Origin of the sequence: Brevibacillus sp. FSL K6-6036 (assembly GCF_037964015.1) — a bacterium.
GTDB lineage: Bacteria > Bacillota > Bacilli > Brevibacillales > Brevibacillaceae > Brevibacillus > Brevibacillus borstelensis.
In genome coordinates this window covers 1538573-1564396 of sequence record NZ_CP150173.1, presented here as the reverse complement: position 1 = coordinate 1564396, position 25824 = coordinate 1538573, and the positions used below count along the sequence as shown (strand labels likewise).

The window sequence follows — 25824 nt, the reverse complement described above, 5'->3', positions numbered from 1 at the left end:
TTTGACACAGACCTGTTACAAGCGTGAACGAATATTTGCCGCAGGCGGTTTGTTAACCGATTTTCTCCATCATCACAGTCACCCACTCGTCGCTGGTCGACTCTTCCATGCATCGATAGCCCGCCTGCTCATAGGCGGCAATGACCTTTTCCCTGTTCCATACTACGATCCCGGAGAGGATCACATGCCCTCGAGGCGCGAGATGCCTGTCCACTACAGGAAGGATGGAAACGTCCTCGTCCCCCCCGATATTGAGCAAAATGAGATCTACCTCTTCCGGCAGCTCCGCCTCTACTCCAGGGTCTGCGATATCACCGATCACGATTTTCACGGCGTGTTCTCCAAGCTGATTGTTTGCTGCGTTGACGCGAATCTGATAATCGCTCTGCTGGTTGATATCCACCGCCCAGACCGGCATTTCGGCTCCGTTTTTCACACAGAAAAGGGAAAGGATGCCCGAGCCTGCTCCGATGTCCAGTACCCGTTTGCCGGACGGGGACCATTTTTGCAGCAATCTCAAAATATCCTGTGTCGTCCCGTGATAGCCTGTTCCAAAAGCTGCCCCCGGATCGATCCAAAGGACGCGATCTGCTTTTAGCACCTCTTCAGCCGTATTCCAGGACGGCGCAATCCACCAGTCTCCCACGCGCACCTCGCGGAATTCATCCTTCCACGAATCGTTTTCTTCGGCTACCTGTTCGACCTGCTGAAGTCGCACGGCCTCTCCCCAACGGCTGATATAGGCTTGGAGCTTCTCCACTTGTCCGGCCGCGCTCTCTTGAATCGGTTCAAATAAATAGACGATGACCGGGCCATTGGTGTTTTCCGCGTAATCATACCCGTTTTCCGTGGTCAAGACCTCGATTTGCGGCTCAACCCATCCAAGCGTATACGGACTTTCCAAAACCTCCCCCACAAACAAATCTTCCATTTCTCTGTCTACCAATAGGGTGTACTTATGCCATGTCGATTCCATTTTTTCAAGCTTGCTCCTTCCTCGTTTTTCAGCTTCGCTTGTCTTCTTCAAATAGCCAGAAACGGTAGTTTAATGATATGATACAATAATGGACTCATATCCACTCTGGAGGTATTCAGATGTTTGATGAATTTTTCTACCGCCGTCGGAAAAACAAAACGATGCTTGTCTTGATGATAGGCTTGATTATCCTGGGGATCGGCCTGTTTGCGATGGGTTTTCTGTATATGTTCTAAGGCCGCTTTACTTCCCCTTGTTTACTCGATTATACTTGAGAATGTGTTTTTCCTGTACGTTTGATATAGAAAGAAGGTTCACACCATGTCGCGTATACTCATCTCCGGGTATTACGGTTTCAACAATGCCGGAGACGATGTAGTCCTGTACGGCATCATCAGCGCGCTCAGGCGGGAACAACCGAATATATCGCTGGCCGTGTTGTCCAATCAGCCGGATCGGACAACCTCCCTGTTTGGTATCCCGGCGTACAACCGCTGGAGCCTGCCTGTCATCATGCGCGAGTTGATGAAAAGCGACATGCTGGTGATGGGTGGCGGAACCCTGATGCAGGACGTCACGAGTCCCCGCAGCGTTCTCTACTATCTGGGCATCGTGACGATCGCCAAGATGCTGGGCAAGCCGGTCGTTTTTTACGCCCAGGGGTTTGGCCCGATCCTCAAGAGAATCAGCCGCACCCTGATCAAACGGGTCGTGAATCGCGTCGACGTAATTACGGTTCGCGACTACGAGTCGGGCGACGACTTCAAAGCCTGCGGGGTGACAAAAGCTCCGATATATGTAACGGCCGATCCAGCTATGACAATCTCGCCAAGCGATGTATCCGACGAGCGGGGGCAAGAGCTGCTTCGCGGTTTATTTCCCGACCTGACAAAGCCGCTGGTCGCGATCTCGGTTCGTGACTGGAAGCAGGAGCAAGCCTTTAAACAGGTCATCGCCCGCGCTTCCGACATGTTCGTTGAAAAAGGATGGAACGTGCTGTTTTTGCCCATGCATTTTCCCAGTGATCTCGCCCCTTCGCGCGAAATTATCGGGATGATGCGTAGCGCTGGCGCACAGCTTCTGGACGCGTCTGTCACCTTTCACGATATCATGTCCGTGCTGAAACAGTGTGACTATGTCGTCGGCATGCGCCTGCACTCGTTGATTCTGGCCTGCATGCTGCAAACGCCGTTTACCGGTATTTCCTACGACCCGAAAATCGACCGATTTGTGGAACGCGCAGGCATGCCGAGCGCCGGACACATTACCCATCTGGATGAATCCTTCCTGCTGCCCCTGCTGGAGGAGCGCATTTCGCAGCTCGACCGGGAAAGGGAAATCATCAAGGAGCATTCCCGGATACTCGCCCAGGAAGCTTCCAAAAGCAGCGAGCTGGTGCTCAAAGCTTTGCGACGTTCATAAATATTCGGGCCCTGCCGGGACGTTCAGTCTTTGCGGGGCTCTTTTCCGAATGCACGAAAGGAGGACTTTCCGTGTCCCTATCCTCTCAGCTGTTGCTTTCACTAAATAAATTATTTCCTCTTCCCGTCCATCCGTTCAATCTCGCCAATGACGGGCAGATGAGCTACACCGAATGGCAGTTTCAAAAAGGGGAGCAGACGATCCAATTTTTTCTCGACTACCATACCCAGGACCAGATGTTCCGCGATAAAACCGTACTGGACATCGGCTGCGGCGGTGGCGGAAAGACCTGCTATTACGGTACCTTTGGACCAAAAGAAATGATCGGTATCGACATCGTGCCCCACTACGCGGAAGAAGGCAATGCCTTTGCCCGCGAAAAAGGGCTGGATGACCGCGTACGCTTCATGACAGCCGACTCCGCCGAGCTGCCTTTTGCAGACAATACCTTTGACACGATTATCATGAACGATGCGATGGAGCACGTAGACCGGCCCGAGCTCACGCTGGAAGAGTGCTTCCGCGTACTCAAGCCCGGCGGCCATCTGTACATCAATTTTCCTCCTTACTATCATCCCTACGGTGCCCATTTGTCCGATGCGATCGGCATTCCCTGGGTCCATGCCTTTTTCTCCGAGCAAGCGCTGATCGACGCATACAAGCAGCTGGTCCGCGATTTGCCGGACGGACAAGACCGGATCTCTTTCCGCTTTGGCAAAAAGCCGGATGGCAGCGATACGATCGCCTACATCAATCAGATGACGATCAAGCGCTTCCGGCGAATCCAGCAAGGCGTCTCCCACCCTGCTGTCTACCAGCGCGAAGTACCGCTGCGGGAAGTGACCGCGGGTCTGGCGAAACTGCCGCTTTTCCGGGAGTTTTTCGTCAAGATGGTCGTCTGTGTGTACAGAAAGCAGGGATAGGTCCCACGCTGGGCAACATTGTGGAAAAAGCAAGGATTTCCCCCGTACACGCGAGATATATTCTCGCGTGCTTTTTTTATAAGACGGGGCTTTGCGTTTGTCATCTTGACCCTATTAGTCTCGCCCCCTGCAAACTTGTGCACGAATTGTCGGATGGGTTCCGGCAGCTTTTGCTATCCTCTAAGCCATGGGAGGTCATGAAAGATGGATTGGCTTGATAAAATGAATGCTGCCCTTCGTTATATTGAGGAAAATCTGACGGAGGATATTGATTTCGCTGAAGTCGCCCGGCTGGCCTGCTGCTCCCAGTACCATTTTACGAGGATGTTTGCTTTTATCGCGGGCGTTACACTGTCGGAATATATTCGACGCCGGCGCCTTACCTTGGCAGCTTTTGAGCTCACAGACAAAAACGTCAGGGTCATCGATGTGGCGATCAAATACGGGTACAGCTCGCCTGACTCGTTTACCAGAGCCTTTCAAAGCTTGCATGGCGTAACGCCGTCAGAAGCGAGAAACAGCGGCCATTCGCTCAAAGCGTATCCTCCGATGACCTTTCATATTTCAATCAAAGGAGGAAGCAGTATGAATTATCGCATCGTGGAAAAAGAGGCATTTCGTATCGTCGGGTACAAGAAAAGGGTTCCCCTGATTTACAACGGGGTGAATCCGGAAATTGCCTCCATGTGGGAAGCTCTGGATGAAAGCAAGATCCAGCTATTAAAGCAGCTTTCAACTGTCGAGCCAAAGGGCCTGATCAGCGCATCGACGAATTTTTCCGAAGGGCGGCGGGAACACGGGGAGCTCGATCATTACATCGGCGCGGCAACGACGCTGGACGGCCCCGATGACCTGGCTCAGCTTGAGGTACCGGCATCCACATGGGCTGTATTCGAGTCTGTCGGACCGTTTCCAGACACCCTCCAAAGCATCTGGGGCCGCATTTATTCCGAATGGTTTCCGTCCGCAAGCTATGAACTCGCGGAAGGCCCGGAAATGCTGTGGAATGAAAATAAGGACATTGCCTCTCCCACGTTTAAAAGCGAAATCTGGATTCCCGTCGTCAAAAAGGATCGCTGAGTCTGCGGCCTGAAATGGTTAAAAGACAGGAAAACAGTGCTGGCCCCTCATGTGTTCGTGAAAACGAAACTCATTGTACCAACAAAGGCTCTTATCCCGTGAGGATAAGAGCCTTCTTTTTGACTACCGCGCATCTGAAGAAGAGGACTGTTTCTTGCGCAGAGCGTTCATCAGCATGCGGAGCTTGTTGCCGCCCGGCAGCCATTCCAGTTCCTTCTCGTGAATGAGCGGAATAATGAGCAAAAGTCCGAGGTAGACGATCAGCCCGACGCCGACACCAGCCACGGTCTCTGCTGCCCCCAGAAGACGCGCTTTCCAGTGAAGCAAATACCCGACAGCCTCTGTCGTCCCCCAAGCCAAAAGCAGCATCAGATTGGACACCAATAGCGGGTACAGCGCATCGATCTTCCAGTTGATCTCCACCCGAACGTAGCGGGCGATGATCCGCATATTCAGCAGGCACACAATCGACGTAGCCACCAGCCAGGAAACGGACAGGCCTTCCATTCCCATGATTGATGTAAACAACAGCGTCGCGGCGATTTTGATCAGCACACCCCAGACGAGGTTCAGCGCGGGCAGCTTTTCTTTGCCCAAGCCCTGCAGGATGCCATTGGTCGCCAATAGGAGCGAGAGCGGGATCGCACTGACCCCGAGAATCGCCATCGCCTTCGTCCCTTCCACATCTCCGTACAGAGCGAGATTGGCGCCTTCGGCAACCGCAGTCAGCCCAAGACCAGCGGGCAAACCGATCAGCCAGGCGAAGCGCATCGACAGCTTGGTCAAGGTTTGCACGCGTTCCTCGTCTCCCTGACGCTTCGCCTCTGCGATGGCAGGAACAATCGAAAGGGCAATGGACGAGCCGAACAGGCTGGCGAGCTGCAGGAGCGGACCGCCCCGGCTGTAAATGCCGAACCAGGTATCAGCCGTCAATCCGTCTACCTGCCAGACGTAGCGAAAAATATTGATCGCCAAAAAGGAGTCTACCAGGCTGAAGATCGGAATGACCAGGGCGCTGATGCAGATCGGCCAGGCGATCCGCCACATGGACAGGAAGAACTTCCGGTCATACCACCAGTCCAGCCGCTTCCAATCGCCGCCGATTGTTCCCGGCTGCTTGCGCTTGTGCAGCCACAAAAGCAACGCCAGAAAAACAAGACTGAGCATTGTACTGATCATCGTGCCGAAATTGACGCCGGTAATCACCGTATCCGTGTCTTCCCCCAGGGAGACCAGATACAAGGACGCGATCAAAATAAACGCCACCCGCAACGACTGCTCCACGATCTGCGACAGGCCTACATACATCATCTTTTGATGACCGTAAAAGAACCCGCGAAGAACCGCAATAAGCGGAACGAACAGCAGGGAGAGGGAAATCGCCCGTATCGGTTCGATCAGATGCGGATTCCCCATCATCCTGGCGATCAGCGGAGAGCTCACGTACAAAATGGCAAACAGGACGAGACCGATACCGCCCATCAGCACCATGCTGCGGGCGAGAATTTGGCTGACCGTCCCCTGCTTTCCCTCGGCCAGCGCTTCGGCGATCACACGGGACAAAGCGACAGGGACGCCGGCGGTGGCTAAGATCAGGAAGGTCAAATAGAGCGGATAAACCTCCTGATAAAGCCCGAGGCCGTTGTCTCCCACGATCTCCTGCAAGGGGATGCGGTAAAACATGCCGATTACTTTTGACAAAATCCCCGCCATCGCCAAAATAAAGGCGCCGGCGAGAAAACTATTTTTCACCATGGGAAGCTCCTTGTACAAACGTGGTAAAGGTTGAAATCCACTCTCTATCGTACTATCAATCGGCTCTAGTGGCAAACAGGTATAGGGTCCCAATTCGGCAGGAATACTGAGGGAATAGAAACCAAGGCACAACTTTGAATTATCTGCCGAAAAAGGAGGATTTCCTATGCCCCTGACCGGTTCTTTGATTCGAAACGTTCAATGGCCGCTAATGGAGCGTTTCAAGCAAAATCGAACACGTGTCTATATGCATGACCTGCGCGAGGCGCAAGCCCTCTCCGTTGAAAACCTAAAGTCTCGCCAGTTGGCCAAGCTGAGCCGGCTTCTGGAACACGCTGTTCATCACGTCCCTGCCTATACCGAGTTTGCCGAGGAATGGCATGCGGCAGGGAATAGCGAGGAGCCAGCCCGATTCCTGCAGCGGCTACCCCAGCTTGAGAAGAGCCGTTTTCGGGAGCAGGCCGACCGTTATTTGACGATAGGGGCCAACCCGGGTGAGCTGATCCCCAACCGGACAGGAGGCTCGACCGGGGAGCCGACCCGTTTTTTCCTCGACCGGCCTACGGTGGAACGCTACGAGGCTGCCCGTTGGCTCGGATTGTCATGGTACGGCATCCGGATCGGCGACCCTTCCGTGATGATCTGGGGCTCGCCGATCGAGCTGAACCGCCAGGACGCCCGCCGCTACCAGCTAAAGGAGCGCTGGCTGAAAAACAGGCTGATGATCCCCGCCTACGATTTGGACCAATCCCGAATCGAAGAGCATGTGAGGACAATCCGCCGCTTTCGTCCCGTCTACCTTTACGGTTACGCTTCCGCTCTTGCCTTGTTCGCCGAACTCATGCTGCAAGCCGGGCTCAGGCTGGGGTTTCCCCTCAAGGCGGTCGTCTCTACCGCAGAAACGCTGCATGATCACCAGCGCGCAGTGATCACAGAAGCATTTGAAGCTCCCGTCGTCAATGAATACGGCGCGAGAGACGGCGGGATCATCGCCTACCAGTGTCCGGCTGGCAGCATGCATGCGTTCAGCGAAAACTGCTATCTGGAAGTCGTCGACCCTGTTACCGGAGAGCCTTTGCCCGTCGGGGAAGTCGGCGTGCTGCTGGTGACCGACCTGCACAATCGCGTAATGCCGCGCCTGCGCTATCAACTGGGCGATATGCTCGCACTCTCGTCACAGAATTGCACATGCGGCATCAATTATCCTGTGCTTCAGGAAATCGACGGCCGGGTCGACGATATGTTCGTTTCCATGCGGGGCTCCTTTGTCCACGGCCATTTTATCAATCACATCATCCGCAATATGGAGAGCTTCCGGACGTTTCAGCTCGTCCAGCACGAGCCTGACCGATTGACGCTCCGTCTGGTCAAGCACCCTGAGCGGTTTCGGGCTGATGACGAAGAAAAAGTTCTCCAAGGCATACGCTCTGCCTTGGGTGACGCCAGTATCCGATTAGAATACGTGGAGCACATCCCTCCAACGCCGTCTGGCAAAACCAGATACGCCATCCGGGAATGCCCGCTTACTGTGTCCCCCCGGCCGGAGTAGACCGCCTTTTCAAGACCTTCTGCAGCAACTCCGAGACGAGCGGCTCCCTCAGGATGGTCAGGACGGCAAAGTACACGACTACAGCGCCGCCAATTCCTGTCAGCATGTAGAGCCAGAGCGGCATAGCTGACAGCCAGGGGTCCACACCGATCAAGACTGCTGCCATGACCACGCAGCCAGCCAGCGTTTTCAAGACCGTCAGCAGGAAGCTTTTCTGTACCAGAACGCCGATCCTGCGCCACAACAAAATAAACAGCAAAATCGCTTGGCTGAATGCGGAAATGGCCGTTCCCAGGGCAATTCCTCCGTGATCCAGCACAGGAATCAGCAAGTAGTTGGCGACAGCGTACACGCCGATCCCGACCACGCCGATGAGCACTGGTGTCCGCGTATTTTCCAAAGCGTAGAACGCCCTCGTGATCAGGTCCCGGGCAGCCAGTCCGTACAGAGCCAATCCGTAGAAAGGGAGCGCCCAGGCCGTCAGCATGACGGAACGCTCGTCAAAAGCGCCTCTCTCAAAGGCCAGCCTGATAATCGGCTCGGCGTAGACAATAAAGCCGACGCTGACGGGCAAAAGCAGGATGAGCAGGTAGGCCAGCCCCTTCTGCAGGGTGCTTTTCATCTGGTCCATCTCCCCCCGCTTCACAAAGCTTGCAAGCAGCGGAAACAGCGGCAGTGTAAAAGCGCCGACGAAAATCGCCATCGGCATTTGGACGAGCTGATTGGCGTTGGCAAGCGCACTGAGCTTGCCCCCTTCCAGGCCGTTGGCAAAGCCTCTTTCCAGGAACGTAGTCGCCTGGGCCACGACGGCCCCGATCAGGATCGGAATGACGCGCTCGCCCATGTCCCGCAAAGCGCGGTCTTCTCTCCAGTGAAAGGCGAGCCGGTGACTGTAATCAAATTGCTTAAGCGTAACGAGCATCGGCAGCATGGCAGCGAGATAACCGAGTGTCGTCGCGATTGCAAGGCCTACCGGGCCGTAATGCGGCACCAGCAAGTACATCCCCACGATCACCACGGCTCCGTTCGCTACGGCGGAAACCGTCGGCGTAAAAAAATGCTGGTGTGCGTTGCTTACGCTGGACCACAATCCCGTCAGCCCGATAAAGATCGCCGACGGCCACATCCAGCGAAGCATTTCCGCCGTGAGCGCCAGGGTGTCGCCTTTTGTTCCCAGCAGCATCGCGATCGGCTCCGCAAACAAAATGCCGAGCACCGCGATCAGCGTGAATACGACGAGTACAATCGTCAGCATTTTGTGGTAAAGCTCACCGGTTCGCTCCTCTTTTTCCAGCATCCCCCGCATCGTCGGGATGAGTACGGCGTTAATCGCGCCAGGTATGACCAGAAACAAGGCAAGCGGAATCGTTGCCGCCGTGTTGAAGGCGTCGGTAAGTTTATCCGTTCCATACAGGCTGTTTACGTAAATGCTGCGAAAGAAGCCCAGAAGCCTGCCGACCAATGTCAGCACGATAATCATCGAGGCTGTTTTTAGCAAACTCATAAAATCGATTCTCCCATCTCTGCGACCAAATACATCTGCAACAGGCAAATACACCTGCTATCATATCGCATTTCTCTCAATCCTACCAATCTCTTTCCCCGCCGCCTTGCGACAACGAACGTCAATTCATTATAATGGATGAGTTAATCCAATGTAGGAGGATTTAAAAACAAATGAGAGAGACTGTGTTGAAGTGGGGGAGCCGCCCTATTACGTGGTTGTCTTTGCTTATGGCCTATCCCCTTATCGATTACGTCTTGCGCAAGTTCTTGCCGATACCTGTCGTATCATCGCTATGGGATGAGGGGCTACTGATTGTCCTCCTGCTGTTTGCGTTTGCCGCCTATTTCAAAGGCGCACGCAAGCTGCCATCCATCAAGCACCCGTTTATCGCGTTCATCGTCTTTGGCATCGCCCTGATGGTAACCGATATGACCAACTGGGATGCGAGTGTCGAGGGCTTTCGCGCCGTCTATCAGTACATGATCGCCTTTTTCATTGGTTTTTATCTGCTGGCGGACAGACAGCAGATGGCCAATATGCTGAAGGTTTTGTCGCTGATCGGTTTTATCACAGGTTTGTACGGGATCGCCCAGGTGATATTGGGTGTGGAAACGCCGATGGGCTGGGTCCAGGAGGGCGAGTCGACCACAACCCGGGCCTTTTCATTCGTCACCAGCCCGAACGTTCTCGGCAGTTACATGGCCTTGATCGCACCTATTTCTGTCGGACTTGCCCTGTATGTAGATAATGGAAAAGAACGGCTGCTCTGGATCGTCGTCGCCCTGTCTTCGCTTTTGGCGCTGGTCCTGACCGGATCGCGGGGTGCGTGGATCGCTCTGGCCGCCGCGCTGTTTGCCTGCTTTTACATTTGGAAGAAGCGCTGGGCTGGCTATCTGGTCCTTGCCGGAATCGTCGGAGTTCTCGCTCTCTATTTCGTGGTGCCTGAATCCGTACCGCTCGTCGGAACGATCAAAAACCGGATTTTCACGCTGTTTACTCCGGAGTACATGGAAGCTAGTGCACAGGCCGGACGACTCAAGCGTTGGGTTGATGCCTACGACAAAATGAGGCTGGAACCATTGTTTGGCGTCGGTCTGGGTCACCATGGCGGTGCCGTCGGGTCACGTCACTTCGGAACGATTTACACGGACAGCTATTTGTTCAAGAGCATTGCGGAGCTTGGCCTGATCGGGGTCGGCATGCTGATCGGCCTGATCGTCATGATCCTCCGCTACGCGGCTCGCGTGGTCCGCTCCCTGGTCAACAAGCCTGAGTTTTTCATGGTCCTGGGACTGTTCGGAGGCCTTGTCGCAGTCGTACTCCACAATACCGTGGAGAATATTTTCGAAGTGCCGTTCATGTCACTCTACTTCTGGCTGTTTGGCGGCTTCCTGGTAGCGCTGTACGCCGATCAAACGAACGAGAAAAGGTGGTGAGCTTACGCCCATGAAACGAAATGGAGCTTTGTCTGCAGTGAACTGGGCCTTGTACGCCATCGCCCTGTTCCTGATCTATCATATTTTGGTGAAGCCGGCGTTCCTCGACTTGTCCTGGATCGCATTGGTTATATTGTTGCCGCTGCTCGCCCTCTGCTACTATTTGCCGCATCCGGACGAGCGCAGGCAGATTGTCGTCTTTTCGCTGGGCTTTCTGCTCCTGGATCGGTCATTGACCCAGCTTGATGTCAAATCGATGGTCGCAGTCATCGTTGGCGGCGCCGTTGCGATCATCGTGGTTGCCGCTTTGGCGAAGTGGTACGGACGCCTGAGCTGGAAAGCCGTCGGCGCACTCGTGCTGATCGCCGTCATTGCAAACACGACGTTTTATCGCGATAACCTGTACGCACTCAGTCACTTTACGGTGAAATACGAGTCTGATCGCCTGTACAACGGAAGCTGGGTCGATTATTTCCCGATCGCCCTTCATGACGTAGACGGCGACGGCAAGCAGGAAATTATTACGTACGGCAATGCCGATGAGCTTCCTCTCCCGGATGAAGAAGCGCCGAAACCGGAGACAGAGGAAGAGAAAAAGGCGCTGGCTGACAAACTGCTTCACCTGCAGGCTGAGCCGCTCTCTCTGTACGTGATGAAGTGGCAGGACGGCAAGCTGGTTCGGATGCCAAATGATCAGATTCCGGCCGAAACATTGACAGCTGTTAAAGAAAAACTGCCATCAGATTTTCCGGGATTCCCGTACTATACGATGAAAGATGACCAGCTGGTGCCAAATGTTCAGCGTCAATCCTTTGCGGAAGGCATGCTGCAGATCGGCACCGCCCCGTATCGTGCCCTCTTGCTGGACCTGCAAAACATCGGGGACAAGCTGGCCGAAAATAACGGCAATATGGATGGCAGACTCTCTTTGGGAACGAAGTTCAAGGATCTCAGCATCCGTGAGGGTTTGCTGAGCGGTACGTACGAAGGCAAGCCTTTTGCCGCTACGACGAAAGCAACGAGAATTCTCGACACGATGAAGCTGCCGGACGGACGCGAGGGTCTCATGATCATGGGCGAACACATGAGTGTATTGGCTGTAGAGCCGGATGGTACGACTGTCGAAGCATACACATTGACTCGCAAGGAGACTGCACTGGCGACTGCCCGATTCATTCCGGCCGATGTGGACAATGACGGTGCGGATGAATTGCTGATCGGCAACAAGCCGTCTTACATCCTGAAAGCGATGCCTGATGGAAAATGGGACGTTTTGTGGTCGAGTCAGGAAGGCGACGAAAGCTTCAGCTTTACCAACTATGCCAAAGTGGGCAATGAAGACCAACCGGAGCTCATCGCTCAAGCGAAAAGCTGGGTCAGCATGAACAAGACCCGCTATCTGTCCGGTTATACCTATACACCGGAAGGATTGGAGCATAACTGGCGCATTTACATGCCTCTGCTCAACATTCAAATCGGCGACATCGACGGTGACCAATCGAACGAGATCGTTGCTTCCATCTATGACCAGCACCGCATTCTCGTATTCAAACGCCACAATGTACCAGTCGTTCCGCTCGTCAGTCTCTTGTTCATCGGATTGATTGGATACGGGATCGTAAGGAGGGTTCGCCATGCGTAAACGGACCACCGCGCTGCTTGCTCTGTCTGCTCTCGTTTCCGCTTCGCTGTTGACAGGCTGCACCTATGAGTCGGGTCCAAAGTCGTTCGCGCTGACCAATTACGGGGCTACGGACAGTACTCCCGCACAGACGGAATCTGCGACTGAATGGCTTCAGACAGCGCTGGAAAAAGGAAAAACCGATCCGAATGCACAGAAATATTGGTACAAGGGACACGTGATCAACTACATCATGGCCCGCACGACAACCAGCATGTTTAACGGCGCTGTCCGCAACCCTGACGGTTACAACGTGGACGCCCGGATCGCCCGTCAGGACTACCAGTACTACCGCATCGGAGACAAGAACTATGTTCGCGTCAAAGACGCCTGGATGACGGCGCGGGAGACGCCTCTCGAGTTTGATGTACTCAAAGGCTTTGACGACTGGCTCCCGTTCCTGGATCAAGCCGTGCAGCTCAATGACGACAAGGTGTACGGAACCGTCTGCGTACCCTTCCAGCTGAAGATAACCGGAGCTGAGTGGCTGGAAAAGAGCAACAGTCCGCTCTTTGAGTCTTTGAAAAAGCAGTTGGGAGATCGGCCCGACCTGGACTATATTTTGAAGGAATCAACCATTAAAACGACGTTCTGGATCGGCAAGGATGACCGCCTGCTCCATCAGTACGAAACCTGGATCATCCTGCCGATGCCCGAAGGCGGCACGATGGACCAGCAAATCTTCTTCCAGATGTTCAAATACAATGACTCTGGAATCGAAATTAAGGATCCAGAAGAAGTCGAGAAGTACTTGCTCTATTAACGCACGGGAAGAAAATCAGCGTTTCATCTTAAAGGAAGAGGCCGCGGCCAGGCAGATATCTGCTTGGGCCACGGCCTCTCTATTTATTTCTGCACCGATGAGAATGACTGCACTCGCTCTTTCGGATCATCATTTTTGCCCACAGCCCCATAGCTATTGGGTGCCCTCGCTCGGTTGTCTCTTCCAAAGCATCACGCTATACAAGCAACCCAACACCGAGCAAACCGCCATCACCTGATACAGCGCAGCTCCGCCCCAATGCTGAAAGACCCAGCCGCCTCCAAACGACCCGATGATGCCGGAAATGCCGAAGAAAATAACGGCAAGCACCGTCTGTCCTGTCGCCTTCCATTCCTCCGGGATAATCCGGTACAAGTACTGAATGCTGGCGGTGTAAAAAATGACAAATGTGATCCCTTGCATAAGCTGGAGAAACACCACCAGCATCGGGCCTGAGAAAGCTGCACAAAGAAAATACCGGATGGCGTAGATGGCCGATGCCAGAGTGATCATCTTGATCTCGTTTCCGTTTCGCAGCAGGCGCGGACTCAGCGCGAAGAAGGCCACCTCGCTGATCGCTGCCACAAACCAGGCCAAGCCTACCATGCCCGTATTTCCGCCCAAGCTCTGTACATATACGCCGAGAAAGCTGTCATTCGTACGATGAGGAATGGCCGCAAGCAGGACCAGGAGAAAGAAGCGCAGAGTCGCCGGATAGGTGAGAAACCGGCGAAGATCGGCCACTGAAAGCCGCTTGCCGCTGACAGGTGCATCGGGAACAACGAGACACAGGAGATAGGCAAGCCCTCCATACGCGGCGTATACCCAAAAAAGGTTCTCCATCCCGATTCTGTCCACGGTAAAACCGATGATCAGCGAGGCAGAGGCATACCCGATCGCGCCGAAGGTCCTGACCGATCCAAAGTGGATGCCGTGCTGCTCAGCTACGCGGTAATTCAAGCTCTCCGTCAGCGGATCGGTCGGAAGCATAAAGAAATACATCGCTCCCACCAAAACAAACAGCAGCCACAGCTGTGAAGACTGGAGCAGGGTGAATCCCACGACGAGAGACAAGCCCAGCGTTACGAGGATCACCCTTTTTATCGTCTTGCGCCTGTCGCTGACCATGCCCCAAAATGGTTGCGACAATATTCCGATGAACGATCCCATGCCGATCAATATTCCGATTTGCGCAGGACTTACGCCGCGAAATGCGAGATATACCGGCAGAAACGATATAAATATGGACAACAGCGAAAAATAGAAAAAGTTATAAGCCCTTAATGCTTGAATTGCCATCATATGCTCGTTTTCACTCACTCTCCCGTAACCGCTCCCTGCACAAAGCAAAGGACGCACAACATACATACCACGATTTCCCTGCAACGGTCAATTCTTAAGATGTACAGCCCCGCCAGGTTGTCGGACGGGGCTGTCATTTTATTTTGTCTTATCCTATCCTTGTTTGTCACTTGGCCAGCAGCTCACTCATTAACTGCGCCAGTTGACGTGCTTGCTCGCGTCTCTCGTAAGGCTTGACCCGTTCGGCAAACTCCACGCCACGGTCAGCCGCATCGATCTCACCTTGTTCCTTCCATGCCTGATACAGCTTGAGGTATGCCTGTTTCATCGCATCCTTGTCCTCCGGGTCGGCAACTTGTCCCAAGTGGAACGTTTCGATGATTCCGGTAGCTTCTCCGGCTTTGTTCAGAGCCAGGATCGACTTGCCGATTCCCATGTATTCATACAGCTTGCCCGGGATGTACGCTCCGGCATCGGGCGAGACATCGCCGATGAGCAAAAGGGCGTCCGCCCCTTTCATGAGACCAAGCGCCTCTTTATGCGGCAGATTCCCCAATACCCGGACAATATCGCCGAGGCCCAACGCTTCCACGCAATCCCGATTTTCCGAATAACCCGGATAGTCGAATACGCCGGCAAAACTGAGCAAAAGGTCTTTTCGGTCAACCTGCCCTTCCTCAATCAGCTCGTGGATCGCTTTCAGCAAAAGGCGCGGATTTCGCTTCTGGTACAAAATGCCCGCATAAACGGCATGAAACTTCCCTGGTACGGTATGCTGTGGAACCAATCCCTCAAAATCGGCCTGGTCAAACCCGTTATAGATGAGCTCCATCCGCCGTATACGGTGTCCATGCTTTGCCTTGAAGTTTTGGGCAAATGTCGCTGTCACAGTTGTAATCGCATCCGCCCTTGCCATAACCTTCTCTTCCATCCGCTCTTCCAGGCGCTCTCTCCAGGCGATTCCCGAGGTATGCATATTTTGTGTCCACGGATCGCGGAAATCGGCGACCCACTTGCATCCAAACTCCTCGGCCAGCCTCTGGGCAATCAAATGATTGGTCACCGGGCCCGACGTCGAAAATATCGCGTCTATTTTTTCCCGGCGCATAATCTCACGGCCCAGCTTGAGTGCCTGCGGGAGCCACAAAATCTGGTCGTCAGGGATCAACAGGTACGGTTTTACTTGTTTCAACATTTGTACAATGCCTTGCCTTAGTTTGCTCTTCAGACTGGTTCGAACCACCGCCGGTTCCGTGCTCGCAGCCGCCTTTGCTGCACCTTTCTGTCCCGCAGAAGCTCCCCCGCCTCTTCGCGGCAAGATCTGCAACTCCTTCGCCCGATGAATCTTCACATCATCCGGAAGTTGAGCCAGCAGGGACGGGTCCAATGTCGCATGGTAAACGGGATCGACTGTCAGCACATGTACATTCCAGCCGAACTCTCCGAGGTATTTCGCCATTTTTAACGGCCGCGGCACCCCTCCGCCGCCAATGGGCGGAAAATAATAGCATATGAGCAGCACGCTGTGAGTTTTCATCAGCAAACCTTCCTTGTATCGTCGTTTTTCTCCTTCATCAAGATACCACAAGTCCCGTGTTATTGCGAATAAACCAGTCATCTGCTATAGTGAGAATGGTTTTGTTTTTATTGGACGATCGGGATTTTTCCTGTTTTTGATACGAGAGAGCTTCGGTGAGAAGCTTTTTTTTACGAAGGTTCGGGTGGAGTTGTCATGAATAAACTGCGAGTCCTCCATGTTATCGGCGGAGGAGAGTTTGGCGGAGCGGAACAGCATATCCTCAATTTATTGTCTTCTCTTCCTGCGGATGAAGTGGAGACGGCCGTCGTCTGCTTTTACGACTCCCTGTTTGCCAGCGAGTTGCGCAAAGCAGGTGTGCCTGTCATTGCCCTGGACCGATTCGGGCGTTTTGACGTACGGCTTCTACAGGCGTTGCGAGAGGTATTTCGTTCCTTTGGGCCACATCTCATACATACACATGGCGTAAAAGCCAACTTCTTTTCCAGACTGGCCTCCCGGGGAAGCGGAGCGACACTGCTGACGACCGTACACAGCTCGCTTCGCTATGACTACGCCCATCCGCTGGCCTATGCGCTCGTATCCTTGATGGAACGAGGTACACGTCGATGGAACCGGCACTACATCGCGATCAGCGAGGCGATTGCGGAGATTTTGCACAAGGACGGCGTTCCACGAGAGCAAATCAGCGTCATTTACAACGGAACAGACCTTTCTCCATACAGACAGACACATCTGCGTGCGTCAGACCGGGCCTCCCTTCGAGCAGAATGGGGAATTCCAGCCGATGCCTTTTTGTTCGGGACGGTCGCGAGATTTGTGCCTGTGAAAGGACTCCCGCTTCTGGTGGATGCATTTGCTCAATTGGCGAGGGAGATGCAGGAAGGTCCGATCCCTTATCTGGTCCTTGTCGGAGACGGTCCGGAACGTGCCGTCCTGGAGGCGAAAGTCCGTGAGCACGGTCTGGAAGAAAGGGTCCGCTTCGGCGGGTTCCGCCAGGATATCCCGGCGTGTCTGCATGCATGTGACGCCTTTGTCCATTCTTCCTTGTACGAGGGACTGGGGTATACGATCATCGAAGCGATGGCCTCTGAAGTGCCTGTCGTAGCCAGCCACGTCGGCGGAGTCAAAGAATTTGTTACACACAAACAAACCGGTCTTGCCGTATCGCCCGGTGACGTGGCAGGATTGACCGAAGCGATGAAAACCATTTTGCAATCGCCGGATTTGCGGGAGCGGCTCGTCCACAATGCCCTGACTTTAGTGGAGCAGACCTTTACAATCCAGCACATGGCTGAACAAACACTGGCTCTGTACCGTCGCCTGCTTTCATAAACGCTGCTGGCAGCCGAGCAAAGCAACACTGGGATTATGGCAAAAAAACCATGCGATTTACAGATAAAAGCACGGCGTTGGCTTTAGCGGGCCCCGTGCTTTTTTCGTTGACTTCGGTTTTGGGCCTGTGCATTCGCTTTTTGGCCATGTGCATTCGTTCCTTGCATTCGCTTCTTACTTCCGTTCTGCATTCCCTTGCTGTTTTTTGTGTCGAGCATTCCCTTCTTGCTTTTACCATTCGCTTTTGCTCCAACTGTTTGCAACGTTTTTCCATTTTTCTGTTGCCTGTATGGAAACAATCTGTTTTGATAAGAAAGAATGATTCAGAATTGCTAGAAAGGACGGCGAATGGCTATGAAACTGTTTCTTTCCGTAGACATGGAAGGAATCTCCGGTATTGTCGACACATCTTATATCAATCCAGACTCAGGCATGAACTATGCACGAGGCCGTCAATTCATGACCGAAGACGCCAATGCAGTGATCGAAGCAGCGCTGGAGTGGGGAGCTACAGAGATCGTTGTAGCCGACAGCCACAATACGATGAATAACATCCTCTGGGAGTCGCTGCATCCCGAAGCGAAGCTTTTGGCCGGCTCACCACGCGATTACTCCATGATGCAGGGCCTGGACCAGAGCTTTGACGCCGCTTTTTTCATCGGCTACCACACACGTCAGGGCGTCCCGGGCGTACTCAGCCACACGATGTCCGGGGTTGTTCGCAACATGTACATCAACGGACAGGTCGTAGGAGAGTTTGGCTTCAACGCCGTCTATGCCGGTATGTATGGCGTTCCGGTCTGTCTTGTTTCCGGCGATGACTTGATTGCAAAGGAAGCCAAACAGCTCATCCCGGAAATCAGTACGGCTATCGTAAAAACAGCAGTTTCCCGCACCTCTGCTCTCTGCCTCTCCCGTGACGAGGCCACAGCGGAATTAAAACGCCAGACCAAGCGGGCTCTTTCCCGAGTAGCACAAGTAAAGCCCGTGGAATTCGCTCAACCGCTTGAGCTCTCGATTGAATTTTCGCATGCCGGACAAGCCGAAATGGCGGCGATTGTGCCAGGCGCACGCTACGATGCGGAAAAAGGGATCGTTTCCTACACGCCGCAAGATCAGCACGACCTTTACAAAACGATGCGGGCTATGATCAATCTCGCATCTGGCGCAGAATTTTTCTAACCAATTTGGCTTATCAAGTACCTTCGATATGAAAAAGGCTCCTGCCGGCTGGAAACCGGCGGAGCCTTTTTCATGCAAACCCGAACCTTTCTTCGGTTAGATTCGGACTACAGTCACCTGCTCGTCAAGCGAGCGCGGGATGCGGTTTTTGGTATCAAACAAAACAGGAGACGAACTCATCAGACTGATCACTTTGTCCCAATCCAGCTCGGCAAATTCCTTCTGGATAGCCGTCAGCATGATGGCGTCTGCTCCGCGAACAGCTTCTTCGACCGTCTCTTTCTTGTGGTCGTAGCGGTTTGGTACGGCCGGGTCGTAGGAGCGAACGTCGACTCCTTTGGCCTTCAATGCAGTAATCAGATCATGGACCGGACTTACCCGGTCATCGTTGGAAAAGTCCTTCATCGCCAGTCCAAACACAGTCACACGGCTCCCTGCCAATGTTTTGCCGGCATTCTGCAGCGCTTTATCCAGCATGTCCACCAAAACGCCAGGCACACTGTCGTTTGTCGTGCGGGCCAACTGCAAGAGCGGGAGCGGAACACCCAGCTCTCTCGCTTTCGGCTGCAGGTAGTACAGGGCGTTTGGAAGGCAGAAGCCGCCCACTCCAGGTCCCGGTGTCAGCAGGTTCACGCGCTTGTGCGTGTTCGCGATGCGAATCAGCTCAAACGTGTCGATCCCGAAAGACTCGGCAAAACGGGCAAATTCCTGAACCATCGCGATGTTCACGTCACGCTGAATATTTTCAATGACTTTCGCCGTTTCAATCACACGAATATCAGAAATAGTGATTTCCGTTTCACTGATCACGGAAAGCAGCTGTTTCCCCTTCTCTGCACTCTCCGGGTTGATCCCGCCGAGGACCAGAGGCATATGAATGAACTCCTCGAAAGCTCGTCCTTCGGCAATGCGTTCGGAGCAGTATGTCAGGTAAAAATCCGTTCCGGCTTGAAGTCCGCTTGCTTCTTCCAGGATCGGTTTGATCACTTCTTCTGTCGTCCCCGGAACGACCGTGCTTCGGATCATCACCGAATCGCCCTTCTTCAACACTTTCCCGAGCGTTTCCGCACAGTTTTTGAGCGGTCCCAGGTCAGGATCACCATTGAAGACCGGCAGTCCAACCGTCACGATATAATTCGTAACCTCGGCTGCAGCTTCTTCATAGGAAGTGGTCGCACGAAAGCGGCCAGCGGCGATTTGCTCCCGCAGAATCTCCGCCAAAGTTTTGCCTTGGTAGGATTCCAGGTGATGGGAATGCCCTTTGTTAATCTCATCTACTACATGCGGTACGACGTCCACACCGACGACATGTGCCCCTTTCAGGGCGTAAGTGAGCGCAAGCGGCAGTCCGACAAACCCTAATCCGACAACAGCAACGCGTACTGGCTGAGTCATTGAGTATCTCCTCTTTCATATTCTCTGGTTATAGGTTGAGTGCATTGCCTACGACAGATAATAAACCCCTGCCGCAATAAACACTACACATAATGCGATGAGGACCTTGTACAGCGTTTCCAAGGCCATGCCTCCTCTTCCCTAACTCGTTACATTCTGCCAAAGTCTAATTATACTCTCCATCGGCAAATGGTTCAACGGGAAACGTCCCTAGCCATTCGTGGGCAAATAGACGGTCAGCGGGCCTGTGACATACACTTGACAGCTCAGCCTCAGTCCGGCTGCAAAGTCCGCTCCCAAACGATACCGCTCTGTAGGAGAGGGTTCGCTTGCTGAACCAGGGGGAATTTCCATTCGCAATCGGCAAGTGGCGCACTTTCCCGTAGTACAAGCAAAATCTACCGGAAAACGCTCCCGCACCATGGCCAACAGCAAATTTCCCCCAGTCCTCACTGACAGATGGCTGCGCTCTTCTCCCTGAACGACGGTAACTGTCACACACCCTGACTGATCCATTCTTCTCGCCTCCCGTTATCTCGTCAAACTGGCACCGATAACAAAGGAAAAACCGACAGAAAGCACCATCGCAATAAAACCGATCGCCCGGTTGTCATTGCCGATCTCTTCATCTACATTGAAGCTTGGAGTCATAAATTCAAAAATAAAATAGCTGCCCAGCAAGAGAAAAAAACCGAAAGTTCCCCAAATCAGCGCTTGCCCGATGGAGTCATGGTGCTGGATCGAATAGCTGAAAATATTGGCAATCCCGAACATCTTTCCTCCAGTAGCCATGGCGACAGCGAGGTTCCCCCGTTTTAATTCCTGCCACACCTGATACCGGGTCACAAGCTCAAACAAGGAAAGAAAAACGATCATCGCAAGCCCGGTAACGGTATAGTAGGCAAACGTCCCCAAATACTGATTGTGTAACAACTGTTCCATCCAGAACCTCCCTGCACAAAAGAAAATCAGGACAGGCTAGAGCCGACGTTCAACCCGTCATCCGGTTATCTCAGCTCGACGATCGTTGCTCCGACGCCGCCCTCCCCCTGACCGCCTAAGCGAAACGATTTCACATTGCGGTGCTGGCGCAAATACTCGTGCACCCCTTTTCGCAGCATCCCTGTGCCGTGTCCATGGATAATCGATACAGAGTGGAAGCCGGCCAAGAGCGCTTCGTCCAGAAACTGGTCGATTTCCCGAATCCCGTCCTCGACATTGTATCCACGCAGGTCGAGGTCCAGCTTGGCAGTGCCTTTGCTTCGCTTTACAGCGGTGTACTCCACGGCTTGCTGAGGGGCTTTGATGGAATTGAGGACGTTCATGTCGTCCCGCTTGACCTTCATTTTCATAATGCCGATCTGGACGAGGAACTCGTCTCCCCCGACCTTTTCCAACACAGTTCCCTTTTGCCCAAAGCTTGTTACCATGACTTCGTCGCCGACTTTGACCTGCGTGGCCCGTACCGCTTTTGCCGGTTTTTTCACCTTTTCCTTCTCAAGCTCCATGACGGCGCTGCCCAGCCGTTTTTTCGCCTCGATCAAACGGTGCTCTTTAATTTCGACGCCTTCCTTCATCATGCTCCGCAGCTCGCGGATAACGGCTTCGGCTTCCTCTTTTGCCAGTTGAACGGCGATGCGTGCTTCTTCCTCCGCTTCCTCCAGCCGTTTGTTCTTCTCTTCGGCGAAGCGAGCCCGCTCTTCTTCAAGCTGCTGGCGCAGACGTTCGGCTTCGCGCCGCAGCTCTTCGGCAGTCTCCCTTTCCGCTTCAGCCGTTTTGCGGTTTCGCTCCAGGGAGGCGATCATGCTCTCGACCTGATTGTCCTCTTCGCTGATCGAGCCTTTGGCAATTTCGATGATTTCCTCTGGCAAGCCGAGCCGCTTGGCAATCGCAAACGCGTTCGACCGTCCCGGGACACCGATGAGAAGTCTGTAGGTCGGCCTGAGCGTCTCCACATCAAACTCAACGCTCGCATTGATCACGCCCGGTCTGTCATAGGCGTACGCCTTCAGCTCGCTGTAGTGCGTAGTGGCGATCAGCCGGGCTCCGCGTTGGATGACGTGATCGATAATCGACATCGCCAAAGCTGCACCCTCGGTCGGGTCCGTTCCTGCACCCAGCTCGTCAAATAACACAAGACTCCGCTCATCCATCGAAGCGAGAATGTGAATAATATTCTTCATGTGACTGGAGAAAGTCGAGAGGCTCTGCTCGATTGACTGTTCGTCTCCTATGTCGGCGAAAACAGACGAGAATACGGTAACCTCGCTCTCTTCCTCCGCAGGAATATGCAATCCTGCCATCGCCATGATCGACAAAAGTCCGACTGTCTTTAGCGATACCGTTTTCCCGCCTGTATTGGGACCAGTCACTACAATTGCGCTGTAAGCTCCGCCCAGCTCCACATCAACCGGTACGACGGCATTATGGGGAATCAACGGATGGCGGGCCTTTTTCAGGCGCAGGTACCCACGGTCATTGAGTTTCGGGCATACAGCCTTCATCGCTCCAGCGAGCTGAGCCTTGGCAAACATAAAGTCGAGCTCGGCCAATGCATCAATATTTTCCTTCAGTTCCTCTACGGACTGCGCGACAAGCTCTGTCAGCGTATAGAGGATGCGCTCTACCTCCCGCTCCTCGCGAAGACGAAGCTCGCGAAGCTTGTTGTTCATCGTCACGACTGCTTCCGGCTCGATGAACAAGGTAGCGCCCGATGCCGATTGATCGTGCACAATCCCGCCAAATACATGGCGATATTCCTGTTTGACCGGAATGACAAAACGGTCGCCGCGGATTGTCACGATATTTTCCATCAGCATCTTTTGGTAGGAGCTTGATCTCGTCATCTGGTCCAGCTTTTCTCTGACGCGTGCTTCCAATTGGCGGATTTCCTGCCGAACCTGGCGAAGCTCCGGACTCGCACTGTCAACCACCGCACCGTCGTCATCGATACAGCGCCTGATTTCCGTCTCCATCTCGCGCAGCCCTTCAATCCGTTCTGCCTGGAACTGCAGCATCGGGAGCGGCTCATTTTCACAAAGGTCGAGCAGGAAATGGCGCAAACGGCGTCCAGCGCCGATCGTTCCTGCTATGTCCAACAATTCCATGGGAGCGAGCATGGCATTCAAACGCGCCCGCTGAATCGGTGCGCGAATGTCGCGGATGCCTCCGAGCGGAACACTTCCCTTCAGCCGAAGCGCCGTCACTGCCTCGCTAGTCGCCTGCTGCGCGGACCGGACTTCTTCGATCCGCAAGAACGGCAGCAGCGCTTCCGCTTTTTCTCTCCCGTATATGGACGTCGCCTTTTCCATTAAAAGCGCGACGATCTTTTCGTATTCCAAGGTTTTTAAAACCCGTTGTTCCACAAGTGGTGCCTCCTTTATCGCTTGGAAAAAACCAATCATTCGTATTATATCACGGAGCTTGCGGCAAGAATAATTTAACGCGATTTCCACGGCATAGTTCCCTTTAAAATCAGCCAAAATGAGAAGGAATCAACATCTGCAAAGGAGGATCACACGTATGACGATTTTACGCCACGTTATCCGTTTTGTGGTTGCTGCTGTCGTACTGATGTTCGTCGGGTTTCTCGTACCCGGTTTTTCGGTTAACAACTTCTGGACCGCTCTCATTGCGGCAGTAGTTATCGCACTGCTGGGATGGGTAGTTGAGGCATTCTTTGGTGATCGCATCTCTCCATACAATCGCGGGATTGTTGGTTTCCTTGTAAGCGCAGTCGTGATTTACCTGACCCAATTTGTCGTTACCGGCTTCTATGTGACCATCCTCGGGGCTCTGCTCGCTTCCCTCGTGATCGGAATCATCGACCTGTTTATTCCGATCAAGACACATATGGATTTGCGCAATGGCGACGCCGGAAACAGACAAGAAACCTGAGTTCGTATAGTGCAAGAGCCAACCATCGGGTTGGCTCTGCTTTCGGTTTTATGAAGACGCCGTTTGTCTGTGGATCATTCCTGCCAGGTAGCCGGCTCCAAAGCCATTGTCAATATTGACGACAGCTACGCCGTTTGCACAGGAATTCAGCATGGACAGCAGGGCTGCCATACCTCCAAAATTCGCTCCGTAGCCGACGCTGGTGGGAACGGCAATGACCGGTTTGTCTACGAGTCCCGCCAGAACGCTTGCCAATGCTCCCTCCATGCCTGCGATGCAGACAATCACAGCCGCAGCGCGAATCTCATCCAGCCGCTGAAACAAACGGTGAATCCCCGCTACACCGACGTCTGCGATGACTCTGGCTTCACTGCCGAAGCAGCGCACCGTCCAAGCCGCTTCCTGCGCAACTGGCCAATCGGAGGTACCGGCAGCCACGATCGCTACATAGCCTTCGCGGACGGGCTTCAGCGGACTTTTTGTACTGATCAGCAGCCTGCCCTCTCTTTCGTACCGAACGTCCGGCCAATGCTTTTGCACCGCTTCCGCCTGCTCATCACTGACGCGTGTAGCCAGAACCAATTCCTGGTGCTCTCTCAATCGGGCAAATATTCCAACGAGTTGCTCTGCGCTTTTGCCTGCCGCGTATACGACCTCGGGAAAACCGGTTCGTTTCTTTCGATCAAGATCAAGGGTCGCATAATCCAGACGGCTGCTTCCTTGAACAAGCTCTAGCGCATGTTCGACATCAATCGTGCCTGCTTTCAGCTCTTGAAGAATTTTTCTCAAGTCATCCATGGGTCTGTTTCACTTCCGCTTGCAGTACGGCATTCATGCTGCCAGTCTTGTATCCGAACAAATCGAGGGTTACGTACTGAAACCCGATCGCCCGCAGCTCGCGGTCAATGCTTTCCCGATGCTCCAGCAAGCGCGGAAAATCGTCCGGACTGATCTCGATTCGTGCAATGGTCTCGTGGTGGCGCACCCTGACCTGATGAAAACCGAGGCTCATCAAGAAGCCCTCCGCCCGATCGATTTGATCGATTTTTTCCAGTGTAATCTGCGAACCGTACGGAACACGTGAAGACAGGCAAGCAAAAGACGGCTTGTTCCAAGTGGACAGCCCCATTTGCTTTGACAACTGCCGAAGCTCTTCCTTGTAAAGTCCGGCTTCCTGCAGCGGACTGCGCACGCCCCGTTGAACGGCTGCTACTCTCCCCGGGCGGTAATCGCCCAAGTCGTCCATGTTGGCGCCGTCACAAATAACGGCATTCCATTCATTTTTTTCAGCCAATTCCCCTAAATGCTCATACAATCCGTCCTTGCAGTAAAAGCAGCGGTTGACCGGATTTGCCACAAAATTGGGGTTTTCCATTTCGCGGATTTCAGTCGTGACAAATCTGGCTTTGAGCTGCTTTGCCAGCTGCTTGGCGGCCTCAAATTCGCGTGTCGGGAACGTTTCCGATGCTGCTGTGACGGCAATCGCGGACTCCCCCAATTCTTCAACGGCGCGGGCCAGCAAAAAGGTGCTGTCCACTCCGCCCGAAAAAGCGATCAGGACACTGCCCATCTCGCGAAGAATCTCTCCCAGCTTTTCGTTCTTTTGTTCCAGAGTCAGCTGACTTGCAGCCTCCACCAACGCTTCTTTGCTCATCAGTCGCGCTCCTCTCCGTTCGTGATTGTCAAGCTTGCGACAATAGGGAAAAGAGAGGCAAAAAGCCCCTCTTTCCAAACATCTATGATGGATCGTTCGCATCCTCCTGAAGCATCTTCAACAGCGCTTCGTACTCAGTACGCAACCGGAAGTATTCGTCAGCGATGTTTACTGCGGTAAGTACGGCAATTTTGGCCGTGTCCAGGCGATGGTTGCCTTTTCCGATTTCATTCATTTTATCGTCTACGAATCCGGCTACCATGCGCATATGGTTCACACTTGCCTTTCCACTGAGCCGATACTGCTGACCATATATATCTACTGTCAACCGATTCTTACCATCACCTTGCACGAAGGCTTCCTCCTCCAAAACAGCTCTGAGACTTCCGTACCATTGTATCTCAGATTAGGTTACTGAAAATGTCAGGTT

22 protein-coding genes are annotated in these 25824 nt (G+C 53.5%); 10 read left to right on the top strand and 12 right to left on the bottom strand.

The features are described 5' to 3' along the window. Positions 1-52: 52 nt before the first annotated feature. On the bottom strand, positions 53-976 hold the full coding sequence (locus NST37_RS07845; protein WP_003387763.1) for a 50S ribosomal protein L11 methyltransferase: 924 nt from the start codon (positions 974-976) through the stop codon (positions 53-55). Positions 977-1297: 321 nt separating this feature from the next. Here NST37_RS07845 and csaB point away from each other — a divergent pair, with 321 nt between their 5' ends. The 3 genes from csaB to NST37_RS07830 all read left to right on the top strand — a co-directional run bounded on the left by csaB (position 1298) and on the right by NST37_RS07830 (position 4401). Next, positions 1298-2398: a polysaccharide pyruvyl transferase CsaB gene (gene csaB / locus NST37_RS07840; RefSeq protein WP_339186530.1), complete on the top strand. Its 1101-nt coding sequence runs from the start codon at positions 1298-1300 to the stop codon at positions 2396-2398. A 71-nt stretch (positions 2399-2469) separates the two neighbouring features. Next, positions 2470-3321: a class I SAM-dependent methyltransferase gene (locus NST37_RS07835; protein WP_003387765.1), complete on the top strand. Its 852-nt coding sequence runs from the start codon at positions 2470-2472 to the stop codon at positions 3319-3321. A 204-nt stretch (positions 3322-3525) separates the two neighbouring features. Beyond that, entirely contained in the window at positions 3526-4401 is an 876-nt protein-coding gene (locus tag NST37_RS07830; protein ID WP_031932320.1) for an AraC family transcriptional regulator, read from the top strand. A 123-nt stretch (positions 4402-4524) separates the two neighbouring features. Here the strand turns inward: NST37_RS07830 and NST37_RS07825 are convergent, their stop codons facing one another. Beyond that, complete coding sequence (locus NST37_RS07825) at positions 4525-6156, bottom strand: polysaccharide biosynthesis protein (RefSeq protein WP_024984384.1); 1632 nt, start codon at positions 6154-6156, stop codon at positions 4525-4527. A 166-nt stretch (positions 6157-6322) separates the two neighbouring features. On the opposite strand from NST37_RS07825, the gene NST37_RS07820 reads away from it, so the two are divergent. After that, a complete protein-coding gene (locus NST37_RS07820; RefSeq protein WP_339186529.1) occupies positions 6323-7705 on the top strand; it encodes a phenylacetate--CoA ligase family protein in 1383 nt (460 codons plus the stop codon). On the opposite strand, the gene murJ is transcribed toward NST37_RS07820, so the two are convergent. Then, positions 7680-9209, bottom strand: a complete 1530-nt coding sequence (murJ, locus tag NST37_RS07815; RefSeq protein WP_003387770.1) for a murein biosynthesis integral membrane protein MurJ — start codon at positions 9207-9209, stop codon at positions 7680-7682. The two genes, NST37_RS07820 and murJ, sit on opposite strands and share 26 nt — an antisense overlap. A 173-nt stretch (positions 9210-9382) precedes the next feature. On the opposite strand from murJ, the gene NST37_RS07810 reads away from it, so the two are divergent. Genes NST37_RS07810 through NST37_RS07800 form a run of 3 tightly spaced genes read left to right on the top strand, consistent with a single transcriptional unit; the run spans position 9383 to position 13092 of the window. After that, positions 9383-10648, top strand: coding sequence for an O-antigen ligase family protein (locus NST37_RS07810; RefSeq protein WP_003387771.1), 1266 nt, complete (start codon positions 9383-9385; stop codon positions 10646-10648). A 10-nt stretch (positions 10649-10658) separates the two neighbouring features. Beyond that, positions 10659-12290 carry a hypothetical protein gene (locus NST37_RS07805; protein WP_003387772.1) on the top strand — a complete coding sequence of 544 codons (1632 nt, stop codon included), beginning with the start codon at positions 10659-10661 and terminating at the stop codon, positions 12288-12290. Then, the gene (locus tag NST37_RS07800; protein WP_003387773.1) at positions 12283-13092 is read left to right on the top strand and encodes a hypothetical protein; all 810 of its coding nucleotides are present in this window, start codon (positions 12283-12285) and stop codon (positions 13090-13092) included. Before NST37_RS07805 ends, NST37_RS07800 begins: the two co-directional genes overlap by 8 nt. Positions 13093-13245: 153 nt before the next feature. Here the strand turns inward: NST37_RS07800 and NST37_RS07795 are convergent, their stop codons facing one another. Next, positions 13246-14412, bottom strand: coding sequence for an MFS transporter (locus NST37_RS07795; RefSeq protein WP_227277575.1), 1167 nt, complete (start codon positions 14410-14412; stop codon positions 13246-13248). 148 nt (positions 14413-14560) lie between these two features. Continuing rightward, positions 14561-15931 (bottom strand): glycosyltransferase family 4 protein, encoded by a 1371-nt coding sequence (locus tag NST37_RS07790; RefSeq protein WP_122958123.1) that lies wholly within the window; start codon positions 15929-15931, stop codon positions 14561-14563. Positions 15932-16126: 195 nt separating this feature from the next. Between NST37_RS07790 and NST37_RS07785 the strand changes: the two genes are divergently transcribed. Together NST37_RS07785 and NST37_RS07780 are read left to right on the top strand one after the other, a co-directional pair. Next, positions 16127-17266, top strand: a complete 1140-nt coding sequence (locus NST37_RS07785) for a glycosyltransferase (protein ID WP_003387776.1) — start codon at positions 16127-16129, stop codon at positions 17264-17266. Positions 17267-17620: 354 nt separating this feature from the next. After that, on the top strand, positions 17621-18448 hold the full coding sequence (locus NST37_RS07780; RefSeq protein WP_024984389.1) for a M55 family metallopeptidase: 828 nt from the start codon (positions 17621-17623) through the stop codon (positions 18446-18448). A gap of 96 nt (positions 18449-18544) precedes the next feature. Here NST37_RS07780 and NST37_RS07775 read toward each other — a convergent pair whose 3' ends face one another. The 4 genes from NST37_RS07775 to NST37_RS07760 form a co-directional block, all read right to left on the bottom strand. After that, a complete protein-coding gene (locus NST37_RS07775) occupies positions 18545-19843 on the bottom strand; it encodes a nucleotide sugar dehydrogenase (RefSeq protein WP_327956569.1) in 1299 nt (432 codons plus the stop codon). A gap of 210 nt (positions 19844-20053) precedes the next feature. Next, complete coding sequence (locus tag NST37_RS07770; protein ID WP_122958121.1) at positions 20054-20359, bottom strand: 2Fe-2S iron-sulfur cluster-binding protein; 306 nt, start codon at positions 20357-20359, stop codon at positions 20054-20056. A gap of 15 nt (positions 20360-20374) precedes the next feature. Next, positions 20375-20785, bottom strand: coding sequence for a DUF350 domain-containing protein (locus NST37_RS07765; RefSeq protein WP_003387782.1), 411 nt, complete (start codon positions 20783-20785; stop codon positions 20375-20377). Positions 20786-20850: 65 nt separating this feature from the next. Next, positions 20851-23208, bottom strand: coding sequence for an endonuclease MutS2 (locus NST37_RS07760; protein ID WP_003387783.1), 2358 nt, complete (start codon positions 23206-23208; stop codon positions 20851-20853). Positions 23209-23365: 157 nt separating this feature from the next. Between NST37_RS07760 and NST37_RS07755 the strand changes: the two genes are divergently transcribed. Beyond that, positions 23366-23740: a phage holin family protein gene (locus NST37_RS07755; protein WP_003387784.1), complete on the top strand. Its 375-nt coding sequence runs from the start codon at positions 23366-23368 to the stop codon at positions 23738-23740. 48 nt (positions 23741-23788) lie between these two features. Here NST37_RS07755 and larB read toward each other — a convergent pair whose 3' ends face one another. The 3 genes from larB to zapA all read right to left on the bottom strand — a co-directional run bounded on the left by larB (position 23789) and on the right by zapA (position 25746). Next, a complete protein-coding gene (gene larB / locus NST37_RS07750; RefSeq protein ID WP_003387785.1) occupies positions 23789-24538 on the bottom strand; it encodes a nickel pincer cofactor biosynthesis protein LarB in 750 nt (249 codons plus the stop codon). After that, entirely contained in the window at positions 24531-25394 is an 864-nt protein-coding gene (larE, locus tag NST37_RS07745) for an ATP-dependent sacrificial sulfur transferase LarE (RefSeq protein ID WP_024984392.1), read from the bottom strand. Before larE ends, larB begins: the two co-directional genes overlap by 8 nt. A gap of 82 nt (positions 25395-25476) precedes the next feature. After that, entirely contained in the window at positions 25477-25746 is a 270-nt protein-coding gene (zapA, locus tag NST37_RS07740) for a cell division protein ZapA (RefSeq protein WP_003387787.1), read from the bottom strand. Positions 25747-25824 lie beyond the last annotated feature (78 nt).

Excerpts from the sequence above, each read along its gene's own strand:
- NST37_RS07845 (WP_003387763.1), bottom strand. The coding sequence starts at position 976 with ATGGAATCGACATGGCATAAGTACACCCTATTGGTAGACAGAGAAATG.
- csaB (WP_339186530.1), top strand. The coding sequence starts at position 1,298 with ATGTCGCGTATACTCATCTCCGGGTATTACGGTTTCAACAATGCCGGA.
- NST37_RS07830 (WP_031932320.1), top strand. The coding sequence starts at position 3,526 with ATGGATTGGCTTGATAAAATGAATGCTGCCCTTCGTTATATTGAGGAA.
- NST37_RS07825 (WP_024984384.1), bottom strand. The coding sequence starts at position 6,156 with ATGGTGAAAAATAGTTTTCTCGCCGGCGCCTTTATTTTGGCGATGGCG.
- NST37_RS07820 (WP_339186529.1), top strand. The coding sequence starts at position 6,323 with ATGCCCCTGACCGGTTCTTTGATTCGAAACGTTCAATGGCCGCTAATG.
- murJ (WP_003387770.1), bottom strand. The coding sequence starts at position 9,209 with ATGAGTTTGCTAAAAACAGCCTCGATGATTATCGTGCTGACATTGGTC.
- NST37_RS07810 (WP_003387771.1), top strand. The coding sequence starts at position 9,383 with ATGAGAGAGACTGTGTTGAAGTGGGGGAGCCGCCCTATTACGTGGTTG.
- NST37_RS07805 (WP_003387772.1), top strand. The coding sequence starts at position 10,659 with ATGAAACGAAATGGAGCTTTGTCTGCAGTGAACTGGGCCTTGTACGCC.
- NST37_RS07800 (WP_003387773.1), top strand. The coding sequence starts at position 12,283 with ATGCGTAAACGGACCACCGCGCTGCTTGCTCTGTCTGCTCTCGTTTCC.
- NST37_RS07790 (WP_122958123.1), bottom strand. The coding sequence starts at position 15,931 with ATGAAAACTCACAGCGTGCTGCTCATATGCTATTATTTTCCGCCCATT.
- NST37_RS07785 (WP_003387776.1), top strand. The coding sequence starts at position 16,127 with ATGAATAAACTGCGAGTCCTCCATGTTATCGGCGGAGGAGAGTTTGGC.
- NST37_RS07780 (WP_024984389.1), top strand. The coding sequence starts at position 17,621 with ATGAAACTGTTTCTTTCCGTAGACATGGAAGGAATCTCCGGTATTGTC.
- NST37_RS07775 (WP_327956569.1), bottom strand. The coding sequence starts at position 19,843 with ATGACTCAGCCAGTACGCGTTGCTGTTGTCGGATTAGGGTTTGTCGGA.
- NST37_RS07770 (WP_122958121.1), bottom strand. The coding sequence starts at position 20,359 with ATGGATCAGTCAGGGTGTGTGACAGTTACCGTCGTTCAGGGAGAAGAG.
- NST37_RS07765 (WP_003387782.1), bottom strand. The coding sequence starts at position 20,785 with ATGGAACAGTTGTTACACAATCAGTATTTGGGGACGTTTGCCTACTAT.
- NST37_RS07755 (WP_003387784.1), top strand. The coding sequence starts at position 23,366 with ATGACGATTTTACGCCACGTTATCCGTTTTGTGGTTGCTGCTGTCGTA.
- larB (WP_003387785.1), bottom strand. The coding sequence starts at position 24,538 with ATGGATGACTTGAGAAAAATTCTTCAAGAGCTGAAAGCAGGCACGATT.
- larE (WP_024984392.1), bottom strand. The coding sequence starts at position 25,394 with ATGAGCAAAGAAGCGTTGGTGGAGGCTGCAAGTCAGCTGACTCTGGAA.